This window comes from Mesorhizobium sp. KR9-304, from assembly GCF_040049215.1.
Taxonomy (GTDB): domain Bacteria; phylum Pseudomonadota; class Alphaproteobacteria; order Rhizobiales; family Rhizobiaceae; genus Mesorhizobium_K.
This window is the reverse complement of sequence record NZ_JBDZDN010000001.1, coordinates 958,667-976,737: the sequence shown is the minus strand read 5'-3', so window position 1 is coordinate 976,737 and position 18,071 is coordinate 958,667. Positions and strand designations below refer to the sequence as shown.

Sequence of the window (18,071 nt, the reverse complement as noted above, 5' to 3'; positions counted from 1 at the left end):
CGCCGATGACTTTCGGTGGAGCGGATAGCATTCCGGCTCACCGTTATCACGAAGGGGTTCGACGAGCGATCGAGTTGGGCCTGATCGCTTTCGGCGAAGCGGTCAGGTTGCCCGTCGAGAATCCTTTCATCCACCCTGGTTCCCGTGGCGGCTGGTCCTGGAAGCCGACCCACACCCGCCCATTGTGCGACCGTGCGGCTGACATGCTGTACCGGCTTCGAGGTCGGTCATCGCTGCGCGTACTGGAACTCGGACCAGGCGCCGGCGTCGCCGCCGCGGAGATCAGGAGAATCGTTCCTCAATGCACTCTGACCACGATTGGATTGACGCCGATCGACCCGTTTCAGGGGCAAGGAGGAGAGAGCGAAAGCGTAGTTCGTCAGCCTATGATCGACCTGCAACTGATCGGTGATCTGCCACAGATGCTTCCGGTCTCTGGCGGAAAATTCGACTTTATCTATGACAATTATGGGCCGATTTTCTGGATCCTTGTCGAATCGTCCCGCCGTGGATGTGCGGCGCGCGCGGGCAGCCTGATTTCAGACATACTGGAGGTTCTACGCGGTGACGGTGTTCTCTTCATCGGCGCCTCAGACGGAGCGCTTCTTACGGAGCGCATGCTGGCGCGGCACGCGGGACCTGACGCAATGAATGTCTTCTCGGGACCAATCTACGCGCGGACTGAAATACGTACGTGCATTTTCGCGAGAGGAACATGTCGCTTGTTGTTCTAGACCGCCCCCTCGTGGCGCCGAGGACAGCTTTCCCCTGCGCTGCTGCTGCGGGGCAATTATCGGTCACGAGAACGTTATTGGGAAGCACTTCCCATCAGGCAGGTCGTGCAGACGAAAACGGCCGGTCGGGGGTGGAAACCTGACCGACCGCTTTTCGATGTTGAAGTTGAGAAGCGGCCGCTCAGGTGACCGCCTCTCAGCCGGCCTGTTTCGCTGTACGGTCGCTAAGCCTCTGGAAGGGCGGTATCACTCGATCCAGTCGTCTTTTACGGTTCGTAGTACATCGCTCGCATTCGTAGACGGCGGTTCCCGAGCGGTATCATGGCCGTTAGTTTCGAGCGATTCGCTCCTATGTGTTCCCGTACGGTGTCATCCACCTTCAATGATCCCGAGCGGGAACATTAGGCCTTGAATGCCCCTTTAAATTCAACTAAGTTCCCGTGCGGGAGCAATTCAATGGCTGAAAAACCCTCCAAATCTCACCCCAATCTGAGCACGCTTAACGCAACGGAGTTAGCGCGTGTAGCTGCACAAGCGGGAGCAGCCCAAACTCTGGCCAAGCAGCTCGCTGCAATCAACGCACCCATTGACTCGCTAAAGAAAGTCATTCCGACGCTGCCTACAAACAACGAAATAGATAAGGCTCATCAAACAGCAGCTGACCTTGCCAAGGCGTTGTCCCGCTACGGCGCCTTGAGCGATCTGACCAAGAGTCACACGTTTCCCAAGGTGAATCTCAATTTGCCGGACACGTCCCGGATGATACAGGCTTCCTTGCCGCGGATACTTACGGACTCATATTTGCGTCCGCAGCATGAAAGCGCGGGGGTTGTTAGCAAATCAAACACTGCGCCAAGGGCCAGCCTCCCCACCAGCGAATTGCCTAGTATCGAGGTAAAATCGCCAGAAGACTTGGGGCTCTTGATCCGCAAAGCCCGTGAAAGGCGAAAACAGTCGCAGCAAAGCTTCGCCGACCTGGCAGGCGTGGGACGTCGGTTTGTCTCTGAGTTGGAGAATGGCAAGGCGACCCTCGAACTGGGCAAGGTTCTAAAAGTTATGCGCGCTGCCGGCATATCGATATTTGCGCGGAACCCGCCCTAAGATGGAACCGCTTGCCCTTGACGTTCGCCTAGACGGCTACAACGATCCTGTTGGCGTCCTCATCCGTGATGATCGAGGAGCGGTAGCGTTCGCCTACAAGGAAGAATATGTGTCCGCTTCGGATGCTACGCCGCTGTCGTTATCCTTACCGCTTAGTCCAGAGCCCTACGAAGATGTCATTGCCCGGCCATTCTTCGACAATCTTCTCCAGGAACGCGATTCAGCGCTCACCGACATCATGGACCGTGAGGGACTATCACGCGACGACATAGCGGGCTTGCTTTTTCATCTTGGAAAGGACTGCGCCGGCGCCTTGTCAGTTCTACCTATCGGAACTCCCCCGGTGAAAGTACCTGGAGACTACGATCACGACTACACAGTAATATCGCCGGAACGGTTGAAAGCGATTGTCAACTCGCTTCACAAACGTCAGCGTCTGCCAGAGGGTACAGAAGACCCATCGCCGCTGGCAGGCATGCAAAGCAAGATAGCGCTGACACTGTTGCCAGACGGCCAGCTCGCTGAGCCCAACCCCGGTACTGGCGCACCCACAACACATATCCTAAAGGTTCCTGACCAAGAACATCTCCAGGATGCGCTGCTAGAGGCGGAGGCAATGAGCCTTTCGCAGGTACTTGGCTTCGAAACGGCCGAGGTCGTTGCGATGCCTATAGCAAAAATCAACACACTGCTCGTCACGCGCTTCGACCGCGGCCTGGATAGACAGGGGAGAATCATTCGAATCCATCAGGAGGATTTCGCCCAGGCGCTCGGCTTGCCGGCATCATTGAAGTATGAACGACGCGGTACAGAAGGCCGCCGGTTCGATGTTGCCGGCATCCGCAAAGTCTTGGAGGCGACCGACGATCCGGCCGGCGATAAGGACCGGTTTATTCGGGCCACCCTTTTCGATCTGCTGATTGGCAACACAGACGGGCATGCGAAAAATTTCGCACTTCTGTTTGGACGGGGACGGAGTGTCCGCCTCGCCCCTCGCTACGATATCTTACCGACGAGGCTAGACGACAGCCTGACGGACGAGTTCGCGTTTCGCATCGGATCTGCCCAAAGGCTTGGGGAAATCGCGATCCAAGACTTCGACGCGTTTCTTCGCGACATGGGAATCGATAGCGCCCCAGCTCGGCGCCGCCTCCGAGTACGATATAGCGATGAAATCGCATCTGCCCTCGCTGCCCGCTTGGATGAACTCAACAAACGGGGCATGAAGAGGTTTGCGGACTTGATCGCTACCAACATCAGAACTTTGCTCGGAAATTTGGAGGTCGACGTTCCTGAGGCAGCAAAGGAGCGCGACGCTTTCATCGGCAGGACAGGTGGCTGGCTCCTCAGCTGAGGACCAGAACACGATGACTAACGTAAATGACAATTTGTAGATTGGACACACAGCGCTCAGGCGGGTCCGGTGCGTCGAATGAGGTCGTATTTCGCGACCGGGTACGGCTGCTTTCAGGAACGCTGGCAGGTCAACCAAACGTCTGATTTGGGGTCGGGTGCTGAACGGCAGCTTATCGCGATCCCGGTCGATACCGGACGGTCCGGAGAGGCCCCAAAGTTGTCGTTTGGTGCCGCCGAGGGTCATCGCATCGCTTGTTGGCCGCGAGCCGTCACTGTCCCCGTCGGGGCCGTTGCGGTGGCGCTATTTTTCCACTGCCTCAAATGCTGGAAAGCTGGGGCCGATATTGCCAAGCTCAGCGAATGGCTGCGCATGCGACAGCCTTCTCACAGCTTGCGCCAGACAAATAGTGCCCAGGAAGCGGGTTATCGGCGCTTGGAAGGTTTTGGTCACTTGGATTCCGTCGCTGTGCATGTTCGATTACTGCATCAAACCTCAAAGACGACAGAGAAGCCAACACCTAACCCGATGCAGCGCCAGACCTTGATCGTCTCAGGCCTTCTGGCCTATCGGATGCAGCGTGCCGCGGCAGCGCACGCCAACGCCATCGGCCTCGAAATCCTAATGCTGCCCCAGCTTGCCGCCCGGTTGAGCGGTGGCTTCCTCGATGTGGCGCCGCAGGAAGTACTATTCCCCCTGATCAGGGCGGTGCTGGCGGAAGGTGGCTTCAGCAAGTTCAATAAAATTGCCGGCTTTCCCGGCATGCCGCGAGCCGTAATGGAGGCATTGCACAAGATTTGGAATGCCGATCTGGACCTCAAATCCCTCGCCGGGCGCGGCGAGCAGATGGCCGACCTCATGCGCGTCGAGGCCGAGATCCGTCGCCAACTTCCCGCGGCGTGGCTGCTACCCACCGACCTGCGTGACCGGGCAATCGCGCGTGCCGGTAAGGCCCCGAAGCTCCTCGGCGCAATCGTGCTCGAGGGAATTGTCGATATCGAGCCGCTCTGGCGGCCGCTGATCAATGCGCTGGTACCGACTGTGGAGTGGCGGACATCGGGAAAGGTCGACCGCAAGTGGTTTGCCGGGCGTCTAGTCGAGCAACCTGTGTCCACGCCGGAATTCCGCAGGGTGGAGGCCGTGGCTGATCACCGCAGCGAGGTGATCGAAGCGCTGCGCTGGGCGAGGGGGCTCATGAGCACCGGCACGGTCGCGGCTTCCGACATCGCAATCGCCAGCACGTCGCTTAGCGACTACGACGAGCACATGCTGGTGCTTCGCCGGGAAGCCTCGCTGCCGATCCACTTTGCCGGCGGTATTCCGGCGCTATCGACCGCCGCTGGCCAGAGCTGCGCGGCGCTGGCTGATATCCTTCTGCGCGGCCTGAGCCAGGATCGTGTCCGCCGGTTGTTGCTCGGGCTACCAAAGGCAGGGGTGCTGGAACTCCTGCCGACCGACTGGTCGCGTGGCATTCGACCCGCCGCGTCGCTGAACAGCGTGGTGCAGTGGAAAACGAGCCTGTTCAGGGCCCGCGAGCGCCGCGCCGACGGTGACCTGGCCGAGCGCGTGCTTTTGCCGATCCTCAGCCGCCTCGACAGGGGGATCGGCGAAGCGCTCGAATTGGGCGAGCTGCTCCTTGGCGCCGAGTCCAAAGAGATTTGGAGGGACGCGCTGCGGGCTTCGCCGGCCGAGGCGCTGGCCCTGTCGCTGCAGCATCTGCGGGTCGCTGACGAGAACGACGCCGCCAATTCGGTCGCCTGGTGTTCGGCCGATCAGCTCGCTGCCAGCCCTCGTCCAGCCGCCCGATTGATCGGGTTGTCAGTCAGGTCCTGGCCCCGCGCCGGCGGCGACGATCCCCTGGTGCCGCATCACGTGGTCCCGCGGCGCGAGCTGCAGGCGCGCTCAGTTACCGAGATTGATCGCACCAGCTTCGACATAATCACTGGTCATGCCCGGCATCTGGCCTTGTCGCGCAGCCGCCGTTCGGTGCGCGGTGGGCTGCAGGCCGCCAGTCCGTTATGGCCTAAGGAAGAGGAGGTCGAACTGGCACGCCTGCGCGTGCCGGCACATTGCTTCTCGGAAGCCGACCGGCTGCTGTCGCGCCCAGCTGACGCGCTGGCTGATCCCAGGGTATCGCGGAGCCGGGTCAGTTGGCGAGCGGCCCTGAGGGGTGAACTGAACGCGTTCGATGGGTTGGTGCCTCCGAACCATCCGGTCATCCTGCGGGCGCTCGAAGAGCCACTGTCCTCCACCGCACTTCGGCTGCTTCTCCGCGATCCCCAATCTTTCGTGTGGAATCGTGCGCTTGACTGGCGGCCGAGGGAATTCGCGCACCGGCCGCTGGTCTTGAGCGCTGCAAGCTTCGGCGAGCTGGTGCACGAACTCATCGCTGCCAGCGTGCGTCGGCTCGACCGGCTGGGTGGGGTTCAGAAGACTTCGACCGACGAACGCGAACAGGTTGTCAGGGACGCGGCTACCGCCATCGAAGCGTCATGGCCGCTCGAGCGGGCAGTGCCGCCGGCTACGCTCTGGACAAGCACGATCGGCAAGGCCGTCGATCTCACTCTTCATGCGCTCAAGATCGACGAGGACCTGCCGCATTCCCTCGACACCTGGACCGAGCTCAACTTCGGCGGCACCGCGAACCCAGGCGGGGCGCCTTGGCCCGAGGAGCGCGATGTCGTCCTCGATGGCACCGGCGTCCGGGTCATCGGCCGCATCGACCGGCTGGACCTGGCGAAGTCGGGAAGCGTCGCGCGGATCACCGACTACAAAACGTCCAAGCCCGAGCGATCTCCTGACGACCTCGTGATGGACGGGGGCCGGGAGCTCCAGAGGGTGCTTTATGCAATCGCCATCCGAATGCTCGTCCGGCCTGGCCGTGTCGTTGCGCGGTTGCTGTATCTGGGCACCCCGATCACGACGAGGCCGCTCGAGGCCGAGCGTCTCGACAAGGCCATTATTGATTTGTCCACCTTCGTGACCGCCGCGACAACATCGCTCAAAAGCGGGTTCGCCATCGCCGGTCCCGACGCCTTCGACAAGTACTCGGCCTATCGCTTGGCGCGGCCGGCTGACCTTCAGGGCTACCTCGCCGACAAAGGCGACGCGCTCGCCGTCGCCAATGCACCGCTCGAGGACTGGCGTTCATGTCCGTGATCGTCCCGGACCAGGATGCACGCACGCGCTGCGTCACCGACTTTTCGACCAATCTTGTGGTCGAGGCCGCGGCGGGCACGGGCAAGACGACGCTGATGTCGTGCCGGGTGGCCATGCTTTTGGCTGCGGGCCATCAGCCCGCCACCATAGCCGCCATCAGTTTCACCGAGGCGTCCGCTTCGGAATTGGGCAAGCGCATCCACTCGGTCGTCGAAGAGCTCTTGACGGGCAGCGTGCCGCTCGAGCTCAAGGCCGCCTTGCCGACTGGGCTCAGTGCCGAGCAGGAGAGCGCGCTCGAAGCCGCAGCCGGCCACCTCGATGAGCTGACGGTGACGACGATCCATTCGTTCTGCCAACAGATCATCGTAGACAATGCGGTCGAGGCCAAACTCGACCCCGGCATCAAGGTCGCCGACGAAATGGTCGCGGAGGCCATGTTCGACCAGGCTTTTTCGGACTGGTTTGCCGATGCGCTGTCGAGTGGCAGTGAGATGGACCGGTCTGTGGTCGTCCTGGCAGAAGATGACCCGCTCGAGGTGGAGCGAGAGCTGCGCGATCTCGCCAAGATCCGCCGGCAGCACCGCCGGGCGCAGCCACCGCGTCCCGACTTCTTGGCGCGGCCCGATATTGAGTTGGTGGACGCTGTTGATGCCTATGCGCGCTGGGTTGCCGGCCATCCGGTCGACAAGAAGACCAATGACTACGTGGCCGGTTTCGGCCAGCTGCGTAGCTATTGTGATGGCGCGTTTGCCGGCGAGGTCAATTTCGACACGCTATGGCGGCTGACCCGGCCCCCGCGGATCGGCGCTATGAAATGGAAGAGTTTCGAGTTCGAGGCTTTCCAGCGCCTCGGCCCATTCAAGAAGACGTACGGAGAAGAAGAGGGCGCTCGGCTGCATGAAGAGGTGCTGGCGCTCTATGGCTCGGTCGGCGAAAAATTGCTCGGGCTCCTCGCCCATACCGGCAGCCGCATGATCTGGCAGCTGTCCGGATCGATGCAGGCGGCGCTCGACGCCTACGACGAAATGAAGCGGCGCGCTGCCGTCATGGATTTCGATGACCTGCTCGAGCATGCCCGCGATCTGGTGATCGGCAACAAGCAGGTCCGAGAAAATGTTGCGACGCGGTTTCCGATCATCCTCGTCGACGAATGCCAGGACAGCGATATCCTTCAGATCGAAATCTTGTTCGCGATCGCCGCCGACGGGCCGGTCAGTGACTGGCGGCAGGCCCGTCTTCGGCCCGGCGCCCTGTTCTTTGTCGGCGATCCCAAGCAGAGCATCTATCGCTTCCGGAACGCCGATATCGCCGCCTACCGGGCGGCGCGCGACCTCATCATCGGCCAGCCAAATGGCGCGCTGGTGGCAATCACCGCGAACTTCCGGTCACGCAGCCCGATCATCGACTTCGTCAATCTGAACTTCGCCGAAGTGTTCGATGGCGGAAGCCAGCCGGTCTATGTTGCCCTTCATCCAACGATTGAGCAGCAGCCGGCAGTTATGCCGCATGTGGTCCGGCTGTCGATCGGAACCGAGGACGAGGGTCCCGGCGAAGTCCGGCGGCTCGAGTCGCTCGCCGTCGGGGAAATCTGCGAGGGCCTGATCGGCCGGGTGCCGGTGCGCCAGAAGGATGGGAGCTTGAGACCGGCTCGGGCTGGCGACATCGCGCTGATGGCGGCGAGCCACACTGAACTCTGGCGCTACGAGCAGGAACTCGAGCGGCGCCGCATCCCGGTGGCGTCCCAGGCCGGCAAGGCCTTGTTTCTGCGGCCCGAAACCCACGATGTGCTGACGCTCTTGCGCGCGTTGTCCGATGCCACCGACAAGCTGGCATTCGGCGCGCTGCTGCGCGGGCCGATCATCGGCCTGAGCGATGCCGAACTTCTCGATATCGTCGCTGAGCTCGGCGAGTGGAAGGATGGAAGGCCCCCCGATCTTAGCTTGCTGACCGATGTCAGTGGCCTTTCGAATGCATATGCGAAGTCGACGATCGAAACCCTGCAGCGGCTGCGACGGCGTTCGTTCGTCGTTCCACCGGCGCAACTGCTGTCCGAGGCGATCGAGGCGCTGTTGATGCGGCCGATCCTCGCGGCCCGCCACGTCACCCGCAATGCCCGCGCGATCACCAATCTGGATGCGTTGGTCGAGATGGCGCGCCGCTACTCGGTATTCGGCTTGTCGAGCCTTGTCGAGGAGTTGCAGCAGCAATGGGAGCGCCGCGCCACCGTGCAGGAAGGGCGAAGCGACAGCGTCGAAGAAGCCGTGCAGATCGTCACGATGCACAATTCGAAAGGGTTGGAGTGGCCGATCGTCATCCCGATCGGCACGGCGACCAATTTCCGTCCGCCATCGCAGTTCGTTCACCAGCCCGGTGACAACACGTTACATTGGGTGGTGGGCGGCGTGACACCGGCTTCGCTCGACGCGGCGCGCAGGGAAGAGGCGCGCCAGCAGGCTCTTGAGCGCCAGCGGATGTGGTACGTCGTCTGCACCCGGGCGCGGGATCTGCTGATTGTCCCCAACCTGCCGACGTCGCGGGCAGCGTCCTGGTACCGCGCAGTGCGGCTCGACAAGCTCGAATTGCCCGAAGTCAACCTCGATCTATTGCCAGCCAAGGTCGTCGAAGATCGCCCGGCACAGACCAATTTGCAGACCGCCCAAAAGTTTGCCGAGGAGGCCGCGATCGTCGCCGCGGGCGCTCGCGCGCTTCGGTGGCGCCAGCCGAGCCTTCATGACGGCGATCGCACCCCGCCGGTCATCGATCTGCCGCCATCGAGCGAGCTGACCTATCCGGCGCTACCACCGATCGGCGCCGGTCCGCTACGTGGAACGCTGCTCCACAAGCTGGCTGAGGAGGTGGTCACCGGCGAACTGACTGTTACCCTCGAAGCGCTGACCGTTCGCGCCGTTGAGCTTCTGACACAGCTGCGCTCGCAATTGCTGGACCAAGATGTTGAGTTTCCGGACCCCGCGCAGGCCGCCACTCTGATCCGTGACACGTTTGCGCTGGAGGACGTGGCTACCCTGCTACCGTTTCTCGAGGGCGAAGTTCCAGTTTGGAACGCCGACGGCGCGGTCCTCCTGGCAGGCCGTGTGGATGCCCTGATCGTGCGCGAGGGCAGGGTGGTCGGCGTGCTCGACTGGAAGTCAGATGTGAATCCGTCACCGAAGGTCAAATCGGACTACTTTGCCCAACTCGACGAATACGTGTCGGTCACCGGCGCGATCGCCGGAGCGTTGGTGTTTATGACAAGCGGTGAGCTGATCTGGATAGGGGATCGAGAAGGACTTCTTGCGCAACTGAAGCTGCGTCACAGGCCATATAGTCATTTTAGCTGAAACGCATTCGGCAGATGCGTGCTCGAGATACCTGTGACACCAATTGACGACGAACTACTTTTGCGATCGCAAGAAGTCGTACAAGGGCAGTCTAAAACTATCGAACTCAGCGGCCAGCGGCTGTCCACATGCCTTGCGCTCGTTCAGCCAAGCGGAGAGCATGCACCTCAGTGAACCTCTAGGCGGCCGCGACAATCTGGCCCGGTGTCGACCCGGCAGTCTGGCAGCTGTTCGATCCTCGCCGCCCGCGGACAGTCTGGATACGGCCCCAAAGCGGTCGTCCGAAACGCCATCGAAGTTTTTCGGGCAACTGCATTTTCCAAAGGGCTACCATGCGTAACAATTACCTGGAACCTCAAATCTAACGGCGTTATCGCTGCGCGATATGAAGTCGGCGGTATCAACAGATCGTACACTTTTGTACACCTTTCTAGCACAGACCTATTGACTGTACCTATTGCGTACACTAAGCACGTGTCTGCAATCGCCTAGAGAGAAGGGTACATATATGGGCAGCATCGTCGGCTACGCGCGCGTCTCGACAGGACAGCAGGACTACCAAACACAGCTTGATCGCTTGAAGGCAGCAGGCGCTACGAAGCTCTTTTCAGAGAAGTGGTCAGGCTTGGACGGCAAGCGACCACAGCTAGCCGAGTGCCTGCGCTATGTCAGGGAAGGCGACACGCTGCTGGTCACCAAGCTCGACAGGCTCGCTCGCTCAACAGCCGACCTCTACAAGATCGTGACCGACCTGAACGATAGAGGGGTCGGCTTCAAGGTGCTGGATGATGCCGCCGTGGACACCACGTCGAGAACCGGCAAGCTTGTCATGGGCATACTGGCGCTGATTGCCGAGTTCGAGACTGAGATACGTCGGGAACGCCAGATGGAAGGCATAGCCAAGGCCAAGGCTGAGGGCAGGGTAGGCGGTCGGCCTAAGCTCGTGACCGATGCCGTCGAAGCCGAGATACGCAAGCTCCGGAAGGACGGTATCAGCATCCGCAAGATCGCTGCGCAGATTGGGTTCTCGAAAGCCACTGTGCAGAAGGTATTGGCTTAAGGAAAAATGAGGGAATTCGACTTGTCCGCGTCCAAGGTGCGATGCCCAGTAGGCGTTGAGCCGCTAGCCTTAGGCGAGAACAGACTAGTGCACAAACCCTCTTAAGGGCCAATGCATCAATTCTGTTCGATGATCGCACTAGTCACAACTCGCGTCGAACGGCGCTCATGCTCTTGACCGAGTATCCGGTACGAAATCTTGAACTCGAGCTTGGAGCCGTGATCGAGAACTGGCTCGCCTCTCTGTACCATGTTGATAATGAACGACCGATCCGGCGGTGGCTCCCTGTTGCGGTCAGTCCACCCGTCAATCTTAAACTCGCCACTCTCGTCGGCGGCTTTCATGCTCTTCCATGATTTGCTCGAGTTTTGTCGGTCGACAACGTTGTCGATTTCGATCCCAGCCTTACCAAGGATCACAATCGTGCCCACCATCACGCGGCGACGGTTCCAATTCCTGACGGTCAGATAGGTTTCTCGCTTCTGTCGATTGCGGTAAACAAGGAAGTCTGGGTCAGCGTCGCCAACGATAAACGCCGTCTGGCGCTTAGCTTCAAGCCACTGGCCTACCAGGTAAGGAAGGCTTGCTGCCGCCGCGAAGAAGGCAGCCCAACCACTCAGCGCCCCGATCCAATCACGCGCAGTTTCCCAGGTCGCGTTGTGGCGAATGCTAGCAACTAACCAATCCTGGCTGGTGATCGTCAACACGATAAGCCCGCCAAAGATGGCGCCGCCGGCCGCAGCCCAAAATACCCTCCACATGCGCTTGCCCTCCGCGACCGCTGAGTGCGGGGCAAACAAAGGACTAGCCGCCGTCAGGTTAAGGCGCAAGCTAACAATCCGAGCGCGGATCGAGCAGTTCAACGGGATCGCAGTCGAAGGCCAGATCAGGCTCGGGATCGGACAGCGAATACCGGATAATCTGTCGTTCGCGGCGTGCCTGAGCGAGGCGCGGGCGCGAGAGCATGCGTGTGGTGCTTGTCAAGGCCCCGTCCAGCGTGCCGGCAGCGCTACCACGGTCCTTCGGACCTTCCCAAGCACCATCGAAGGCCAGGGCGTCAGCTATCATTCGTCGAAGTTTCGAGGCAGCTTCGCGGAGAGGTGCTGTCTCGGCCAAGCGCCGTTCGGCCTCGCGTCGGGCGAGACCTCGATCAAGGGCAGCGCGGAATTCCTGGTACTGGAGCGCCCAGCGCGAGATGGTCCTGTTCGTGGTGCCGAGCGCCTCGGCAATTTCGGGCTGCGTGATGCCGGTTTCGGCGAGCTGGACCGCCTCAGGGCGGAAGGTGGACGGCCGGCCTTTCCGCTGGTCTGGTGTCATATCTGGGCCTCCTGGGCGAGCCCGCCGCGCAGGCAAGGCGTCGGGCCGGCCGCCTTTAGGGGTGGCATAAGCGTATAGACATATCGGGCCATACCCGACCGCATCGCCTCACTCCTCTTCTATCTCTCGGCCTACTCCGACCCGCGCCCCCACTTCATCCAGTGAACGCAGAAGCTCCTCGCGCTTGCGTCGAGCTTCGGCCGGATCGGCGGCCGGCTTGGCGGTGCGCGGCGCGGTCAAGACCGCCCGCTCAATCTCGTCGAACAGGCTTAGGCTGATCTCGCGGCGTTCTTTGGGCGCAGTCATCACGTTCTATTTTACTCCGCAGCGGCCCTTTAGTCTGGCGATTTCGGGCGCATGGTCATCATCCTTGCCGAGGGGTACGCCGACCAAGAAAACTCCAAGCGCATCACGGTCGGCGTTCTTCTTTTGATTGGCGCTTATGTCGGCTAGCCGGTCCCGATCATTCTGCGTGCACCTACGGTTGTCAGCCACCGGCTTGATTTGGTCCGGCGGTGTCGCGCAGGCGGTTAAAATGCAAAGGACAGAGAGAAAATACTTGTTCACGGCGTTGGCCCCTAATTTTCGTTTGATCAACAACGGCGAAATCCTCGCCATAAACAATCATCGCAGAAGGCAGCGAGCCATCAAGCGGTTCGGAAATCTACATCACGCCGACCAGCAAGCCGGTCTTGGGTGGCGGCGGCGCGCTGACACACGGGGCACGGGCGGCACGGGCGAAAACGCAACAAGGGTTTTAAACACTCTCTGTATAGGGCTCTACTGTCATAATAATATTGTTGAGAATTAGCCTGTGCCACTTGTGCCAGATGGATAAACACTAGAAATACCAAGGGGTGGGCGGATGTTTTCACCCCGTTCCAAACCCCTACCAAGCCGGTGTCAAGCCCGTGCCTACGCGTCGTTGTCATCGCCGCCGCCCTCGATTACACGCACCCTGCCGCCTGCGCGCTCGTTCAATTTTGCCAGCGCGTGCCGCTTGGCACGTGCCGTCTCGGTCTCACGACGCAGCAAACGTACGCCGATGTAGCTCGGTATACGTACCCCGCCCTCGCCCCTCGGCTGCGACCGCTTAATCGTCGGCACCGCTGCGCGGAGGCGTTGGCCAAACGTCTCGCGCGAGATCGGCTTCTCGTTGTTGTCGCGCGACCACGCCCTATGCGTGTTGAACAGGTCGGCAATCGGCTCGATGTATTCGGCAGGGTCGCCGCCTTTTGGCATCACCGCGAGATGTTCCGCAACGAAGCGCTTCATCGGTGACGCCATCTCGGCCAAGTCCTCGGCGGCTTCGGCCGATACTTTAGGCTCGGTGAAGCGCCCGGTTTTGATGACATGGTCGAGACCGTCGAGCGCATAGTTTAGGATGCCCGGCAGCTCGGCCAACAACCTCGACCGCAGCGTGCGGTCCTCGCGACCGAGAAAGCTCTCGGTCATAATGATCGGCAGGTAGCGCGACGGTAGCGCACCGCTGGCGTCCCTGAGCGACGGGAGTTCATTACTGGCCGTGAAGATAAACGGGCTGAGCGGCCCGAAGTAGGGGTCCTTGTATTTTCGGTCGATCGTGAAATCGTCCTGTCCTGTTATTGACAGCAGGACCTCGGCGACTGCCTGCGGATTGCGCCCAGCGTCGCGCATGTCGGGGATCAGGCAAACCGATTTGCCGAGAAGGCCCACCAGTATCTTATCGTCCGTCAGCTTGGACAGCTGCGCCGAGACCGTGTGCGGGGGGCCGACGAGATTTTTGATTACCTCGAATATGGTGCCCTTGCCCGAACGCGGTGGCCCCACAATCGCAGCCATGCGCTGCAAATCGGCCTTGCCAGCGACAGCGCAGCCCATGCACTCTTCAAGCACTGCCGGCGGTTCGTCGTCATCGGGCCAAAGCTGACCCGTGAAATCGCGCCATGCCGGGGCGTCGGCTCTGGGATCGTAGCCGTATGGCAACGAGTTCAGGTTGAAGAACAGCGGTGTGTGCACCAACAGCTCTCGGCCGTCGACTGCTAGCAGGCCGTTGCTGCAAGGTACGACCGGGCCGAGTTCGCGCCCGTCGAGCCAACACGGCGGCTGTAGCTCTTCCGGTGCACGGCAGACCGCTTTCAGGGCGTGTTTCACGTCGTGGACACGACGCGCGTTCGGGTTCCACGGCACCGTGTCGCCGCCAGGCTTCCTGTAGAGCGCGTCATCGGTAAAATCGTAGATCAGTGCTTCGATCTCGTCGTTGCCGAGCGCCGACCAATGGGTGCCGGTCCAAGACCAGAAACTTCCGCGCCAGTACAGGAGCGTCAGCAGGTCGCCTTGCATGTAACGCGTCTTGGCGAAAGCCTGAGCAACGCCGAGCGGTGCCGTCGGCGGCGGTACGAGGATGGGTTCAGGCGCGGACATTGAATAGTTCCTTCGCGCGGCGGATTTTCTTTGCCGCTTCGACCACGTCGATCTCGACCGGCTTGGACATATGCGTGACGTCAGACGAGGTTTCCCAGACGGTCAGGCTCCCGTCCGCGGTGGCGCCGATGAGGCAGCGGTCGGTGCGCTTCGCCGACGGCCCTTCCAGCCAACTCGCGCTGCATTCCAGTCCTCCTGGAAGGCCGCCGCTTCTGGCCAGTTCCGTCAGCTCGGAAAGCGTGCGCGTCACACCGTCGTTGCAATTGAAGACCATATCGGGGGTCAGGTCGCGGACAGGCCGCGACACGTTTTCGCCTCTCTTGGACCGCAGCATCTGCCCCCAGCCCAGCTCGCGCAGCACCTTCTCGGCAATGTCGACAGCGCTGAAGAATTGCTTCTTGGTGACAAAGGGCAGTTGATCGAGGCGGCTGTCGAGCGGCGAGCGCCCGGCCCAGCGGTAGGACTTGCCGGGGCCGCAACTGCCGAAAGCTCCGAACTGACGAGCTGATCCGCCGCCGAAAATCTCGACCCGGTAAGCGCCTTCGTCCTCGGTTTCGCCGGGCTTCGTCCACGAGTACGAGCATATGCGGCCGAACTCTTCGTCGGTCCTGACGAATATCGCAACCTTGGCACCGTTGCCGTGACGCACGAGCCGCAGCGCACCCGGCAGCAACGCCGCCAGTTGCTTCAAGATAGCGCCGACGGCAGCAACATCGTCGATGTCGATGTCGATGACCGCTAGCCCGTTATCGAGCCTGATGCCGGTGTCGCTGTATCGCAGGAGCCGCCGCCATTTGCGGATCATGTGCCTATTAACAGCGAGCCGAGGCCAGCCCGCGAGGTAGCAGCCTTTCGCGACGTTCGGCAGAGGCGTAAATCCGTTGGCGAGCAGCTGCAGCCGGATGCCTGTGGGATCGGCGGTGCTCATGCGAGCACCACTGACAGCAAGCGGCAGACGAGACCCCTCAGCAGAAAGACGACACCGTTGGCGACGGTATACGTGGATAAGCCGACGAAGATCGCGACCGGAAGCTGGAGGTCGAACTGTTCGACGCGCAGACCGGCAGTGGCAGGGATCGGGAGGGTCTTTTGAGTAGCCATTTCAGCAGTCCTTTCCGGACCGCCGCGCCGTTGACCTTCGGGGTTGTTGGGACTATCTTCCTATTGTTCGGCGAAAGAAAACTGTCCTTTATTCCCCTCGTCGCGCTCCGGTGCGGCGGGGCCTCTTTTTGTCACGCGGCTCGCGCTTCAATACGGGCTAGCTGCCAAGAGGCGATGTCATGTTCAAGCCAGCCGACCGCCCTGGCACCGAGTTTAATAGGTTTCGGGAATTCGCCTGCGGCAACCTTGGCGTAAAGGGTGGATTTGGGCAGGCCCGTCATACGTTCCACGGCGTCGCGGCGGAGGATATTCTGCGGGGTGTTCATGTTCATGCTCCTGAGAACTAATAAGTCTCAGGGTAGTATCGGAAAGACCAGACCGTAAAAGTATGGGGGGTAAGTTACGGTCTATGATCGCGCTTTCGGTTTCCCTTCTTCGACCCAGCCAGCGGTGCGGGCAGCTCCTCGTTGGGGCTCCAATCGCGAAGCAGGTGATACAGGTGATACCGGTAAACTTCGGTCGCTTCAGACCGTGCTTTGCCGTGCCTTATGTTGTCCCTGAGACTTTTTATGATCTTCCAGTCAGGCAGGGCGCGGCCCCCCTTCCTGTTACCTCGCAGGTTTTTGATGGTACCCGTCCATGCGGCCTGTTCGGACACGGCTTTGCAGGCATCTTCCAGAGTGCAACCTTGACCAGCGTCGCCTTCAGCCATCACGGCGTCGACCGTCGCCGCGAGCCGGGCTTCATCCAAAGCCTGATCGAGCCGCTTGGTCGCTCCCTTACGCCGGCTCTCATCCAGACCGTCGACGAGAAAGCGGAAAGGTGCCTCCAGCCGCTCGTCGTGCAGGAATGCCATAACGGCATCCAGCGCCATCGCAGCACTTTTGGCGTTATTGCTGTCGAAAGTCTCGGCGGCAGCTTCAAGCGAGAGAACGAGCTTTTCCTGCCGATTTAGGCGCAAGTCTTTCCGGGAGTTGGTGAGCCCCATCTTCAGGTCAGCAAGCCGTTCAACCGTCACGGGTTTCCTGATAGGCGTTACGTTGTCCGCCGTGCTCTTCCCTTTGTCGCAGAAGACGGCCCAGTCATCCATCAATCGTCGCCGCTTCTCGACCATGTCGCCCCGGCGATATGCCGCCTCGGTCTTGTCGCCGACTGTGTGCGCAAGGGCCATCTCAAGCATCTCGTTCGGGTAGGCGGTCTGCTCAGCAGCCCAGTCGCGGAAAGTCGAGCGGAACCCATGCACGGTAAGGTCGGCGCGCTCCATGCGGCGCAGCGTCATCAACATCGCCATGTTCGAGAGCGGCCTGCTCCTCCCGGCGCCGATGAACACGTGCGGGTTGCCCTCCTCACGCGGCAAAGCCTTGAGAATTTCGACGGCACGGCTGGACAGCGGGACGCGATGTTCCCTGCTTGCCTTCATGCGCTCGGCTGGTATCGTCCACATGCCGCTGTCGAAGTCGACCTCCTGCCAGTTCGCGCCGACGACCTCGCCCGTACGCGCTGCAGTCAGGATCGCAAACTCCAACGCCCTCGCGCCGTTGCCATCCAGCTCGCCCAGGTCGTCGATAAAGGCGCCGATCTCTGCGTAAGGAAGCGCCGCGTGATGCTCGACCTTGGCCACCTTGTTGCGAGCAGGAAGTAGCTTGTCGAGATGGCCTTTCCAGCGCGCCGGATTCTCCCCCTCGCGAAGATGCCGCGCCTTGGCCCAATCAAGGATGCTCTCGATGCGCCCCCTGACCCGCGAGGCAGTTTCAGGCTTGACGCTCCAGATCGGCTCCAGCACCTTCATGACCAGCGCGACGTCGACGCGTGACACGGCGAGATCGCCGAATACGGGATAGACGTAAGTTTTCAGCGTGGCTTCCCACTGGCCAGCGTGCTTCACATTTTTCCACCCGGCGCGATGCGTGTTGATGTACTGCTCCGCCGCCTCCCTGAAGGACAGCGCCGTCGTCGATGTCGCCAGCTTCGCCATCCGTTCGGCCTTGCGCAACTCAATCGGATCGTCGGCGTCCAGCAGCTTCAGGCGCTGCTCGGCGGCTCGTTCGCGGGCCAGCTTGAGCGACACGGTGTGTATCGAGCCCAGTCCCATCTTCCGCGGACGGCCAGCCAGCATGTAGCGGAAAATCCAAGTCTTCGACCCACCCTTGGCCACCTGGAGATAGAGCCCACCGCCATCGGCATACAGGCCCGACTTTCGCTTGGCGTTGACCGCTGCGACGGAAAGGCGATTGATCCGCATGACAAGCCCTCAACTGCGAACAAATTTACGTACAACTTGCTACGGGACTTGGCAAGACCTCTTTGTAACGCACCGGAACTGCAATCCTTATGACGCAAGGCTTTCGTGGCGATTTCCTAGGCATTTTGGGACGTACGGGAACACTCTAGATGAGGCGGAGACGGACGCTCTCTCCGCCATCTTCCAAACCGCAGCCTCTCGCTAAGTCATTGTAATCGCGTATCGGAACGCTGCGGCCTCACTATTCGGCCGCATCGTCTGT

Annotated in this window: 15 protein-coding genes; 6 read left to right on the top strand and 9 right to left on the bottom strand. The window is 61.0% G+C overall.

The window, feature by feature from the left end:
- Positions 1 to 5 precede the first annotated feature (5 nt).
- The 6 genes from ABLE71_RS04560 (at position 6) to ABLE71_RS04535 (ending at position 10,746) form a co-directional block, all read left to right on the top strand.
- Positions 6 to 734 (top strand): hypothetical protein, encoded by a 729-nt coding sequence (locus ABLE71_RS04560; RefSeq protein WP_348782168.1) that lies wholly within the window; start codon positions 6 to 8, stop codon positions 732 to 734.
- Positions 735 to 1,190: 456 nt separating this feature from the next.
- Complete coding sequence (locus ABLE71_RS04555; protein ID WP_348782167.1) at positions 1,191 to 1,835, top strand: helix-turn-helix transcriptional regulator; 645 nt, start codon at positions 1,191 to 1,193, stop codon at positions 1,833 to 1,835.
- Position 1,836: 1 nt separating this feature from the next.
- Positions 1,837 to 3,189 (top strand): HipA domain-containing protein, encoded by a 1,353-nt coding sequence (locus tag ABLE71_RS04550; protein ID WP_348782166.1) that lies wholly within the window; start codon positions 1,837 to 1,839, stop codon positions 3,187 to 3,189.
- A gap of 78 nt (positions 3,190 to 3,267) precedes the next feature.
- Complete coding sequence (locus ABLE71_RS04545) at positions 3,268 to 6,348, top strand: PD-(D/E)XK nuclease family protein (protein WP_348782165.1); 3,081 nt, start codon at positions 3,268 to 3,270, stop codon at positions 6,346 to 6,348.
- Positions 6,339 to 9,686: a UvrD-helicase domain-containing protein gene (locus tag ABLE71_RS04540; protein WP_348782164.1), complete on the top strand. Its 3,348-nt coding sequence runs from the start codon at positions 6,339 to 6,341 to the stop codon at positions 9,684 to 9,686. The genes ABLE71_RS04545 and ABLE71_RS04540 overlap by 10 nt, the downstream gene beginning before the upstream one ends.
- Before the next feature lie 508 nt (positions 9,687 to 10,194).
- Positions 10,195 to 10,746: a recombinase family protein gene (locus ABLE71_RS04535; protein ID WP_348782163.1), complete on the top strand. Its 552-nt coding sequence runs from the start codon at positions 10,195 to 10,197 to the stop codon at positions 10,744 to 10,746.
- A gap of 116 nt (positions 10,747 to 10,862) precedes the next feature.
- Here the strand turns inward: ABLE71_RS04535 and ABLE71_RS04530 are convergent, their stop codons facing one another.
- From ABLE71_RS04530 to ABLE71_RS04490, 9 genes are all read right to left on the bottom strand, one after another.
- Positions 10,863 to 11,576, bottom strand: a complete 714-nt coding sequence (locus tag ABLE71_RS04530) for a hypothetical protein (protein WP_348782162.1) — start codon at positions 11,574 to 11,576, stop codon at positions 10,863 to 10,865.
- Between the two features lies 1 nt (position 11,577).
- Entirely contained in the window at positions 11,578 to 12,063 is a 486-nt protein-coding gene (locus tag ABLE71_RS04525) for a helix-turn-helix domain-containing protein (protein WP_348782161.1), read from the bottom strand.
- 108 nt (positions 12,064 to 12,171) lie between these two features.
- Positions 12,172 to 12,369 (bottom strand): hypothetical protein, encoded by a 198-nt coding sequence (locus ABLE71_RS04520; protein ID WP_348782160.1) that lies wholly within the window; start codon positions 12,367 to 12,369, stop codon positions 12,172 to 12,174.
- 6 nt (positions 12,370 to 12,375) lie between these two features.
- Positions 12,376 to 12,663 (bottom strand): hypothetical protein, encoded by a 288-nt coding sequence (locus ABLE71_RS04515; RefSeq protein ID WP_348782159.1) that lies wholly within the window; start codon positions 12,661 to 12,663, stop codon positions 12,376 to 12,378.
- A 315-nt stretch (positions 12,664 to 12,978) separates the two neighbouring features.
- A complete protein-coding gene (locus tag ABLE71_RS04510) occupies positions 12,979 to 14,385 on the bottom strand; it encodes a phage/plasmid primase, P4 family (protein ID WP_348782158.1) in 1,407 nt (468 codons plus the stop codon).
- 67 nt (positions 14,386 to 14,452) lie between these two features.
- Positions 14,453 to 15,394, bottom strand: a complete 942-nt coding sequence (locus ABLE71_RS04505) for a hypothetical protein (RefSeq protein ID WP_348782157.1) — start codon at positions 15,392 to 15,394, stop codon at positions 14,453 to 14,455.
- The gene (locus ABLE71_RS04500) at positions 15,391 to 15,567 is read right to left on the bottom strand and encodes a hypothetical protein (protein WP_348782156.1); all 177 of its coding nucleotides are present in this window, start codon (positions 15,565 to 15,567) and stop codon (positions 15,391 to 15,393) included. Before ABLE71_RS04500 ends, ABLE71_RS04505 begins: the two co-directional genes overlap by 4 nt.
- A 131-nt stretch (positions 15,568 to 15,698) precedes the next feature.
- On the bottom strand, positions 15,699 to 15,893 hold the full coding sequence (locus tag ABLE71_RS04495) for an AlpA family phage regulatory protein (protein WP_348782155.1): 195 nt from the start codon (positions 15,891 to 15,893) through the stop codon (positions 15,699 to 15,701).
- Between the two features lie 74 nt (positions 15,894 to 15,967).
- The gene (locus tag ABLE71_RS04490) at positions 15,968 to 17,809 is read right to left on the bottom strand and encodes an integrase arm-type DNA-binding domain-containing protein (protein WP_348782154.1); all 1,842 of its coding nucleotides are present in this window, start codon (positions 17,807 to 17,809) and stop codon (positions 15,968 to 15,970) included.
- Positions 17,810 to 18,071: the final 262 nt, after the last annotated feature.

Bases quoted from the DNA above. Each gene is read 5' to 3' on its own strand.
- ABLE71_RS04500 (WP_348782156.1), bottom strand. From the start codon at position 15,567: ATGGCTACTCAAAAGACCCTCCCGATCCCTGCCACTGCCGGTCTGCGC.
- ABLE71_RS04560 (WP_348782168.1), top strand. From the start codon at position 6: ATGACTTTCGGTGGAGCGGATAGCATTCCGGCTCACCGTTATCACGAA.
- ABLE71_RS04495 (WP_348782155.1), bottom strand. From the start codon at position 15,893: ATGAACACCCCGCAGAATATCCTCCGCCGCGACGCCGTGGAACGTATG.
- ABLE71_RS04540 (WP_348782164.1), top strand. From the start codon at position 6,339: ATGTCCGTGATCGTCCCGGACCAGGATGCACGCACGCGCTGCGTCACC.
- ABLE71_RS04510 (WP_348782158.1), bottom strand. From the start codon at position 14,385: ATGCAAGGCGACCTGCTGACGCTCCTGTACTGGCGCGGAAGTTTCTGG.
- ABLE71_RS04525 (WP_348782161.1), bottom strand. From the start codon at position 12,063: ATGACACCAGACCAGCGGAAAGGCCGGCCGTCCACCTTCCGCCCTGAG.
- ABLE71_RS04550 (WP_348782166.1), top strand. From the start codon at position 1,837: ATGGAACCGCTTGCCCTTGACGTTCGCCTAGACGGCTACAACGATCCT.
- ABLE71_RS04545 (WP_348782165.1), top strand. From the start codon at position 3,268: ATGAGGTCGTATTTCGCGACCGGGTACGGCTGCTTTCAGGAACGCTGG.
- ABLE71_RS04535 (WP_348782163.1), top strand. From the start codon at position 10,195: ATGGGCAGCATCGTCGGCTACGCGCGCGTCTCGACAGGACAGCAGGAC.
- ABLE71_RS04505 (WP_348782157.1), bottom strand. From the start codon at position 15,394: ATGAGCACCGCCGATCCCACAGGCATCCGGCTGCAGCTGCTCGCCAAC.
- ABLE71_RS04555 (WP_348782167.1), top strand. From the start codon at position 1,191: ATGGCTGAAAAACCCTCCAAATCTCACCCCAATCTGAGCACGCTTAAC.
- ABLE71_RS04520 (WP_348782160.1), bottom strand. From the start codon at position 12,369: ATGACTGCGCCCAAAGAACGCCGCGAGATCAGCCTAAGCCTGTTCGAC.
- ABLE71_RS04490 (WP_348782154.1), bottom strand. From the start codon at position 17,809: ATGCGGATCAATCGCCTTTCCGTCGCAGCGGTCAACGCCAAGCGAAAG.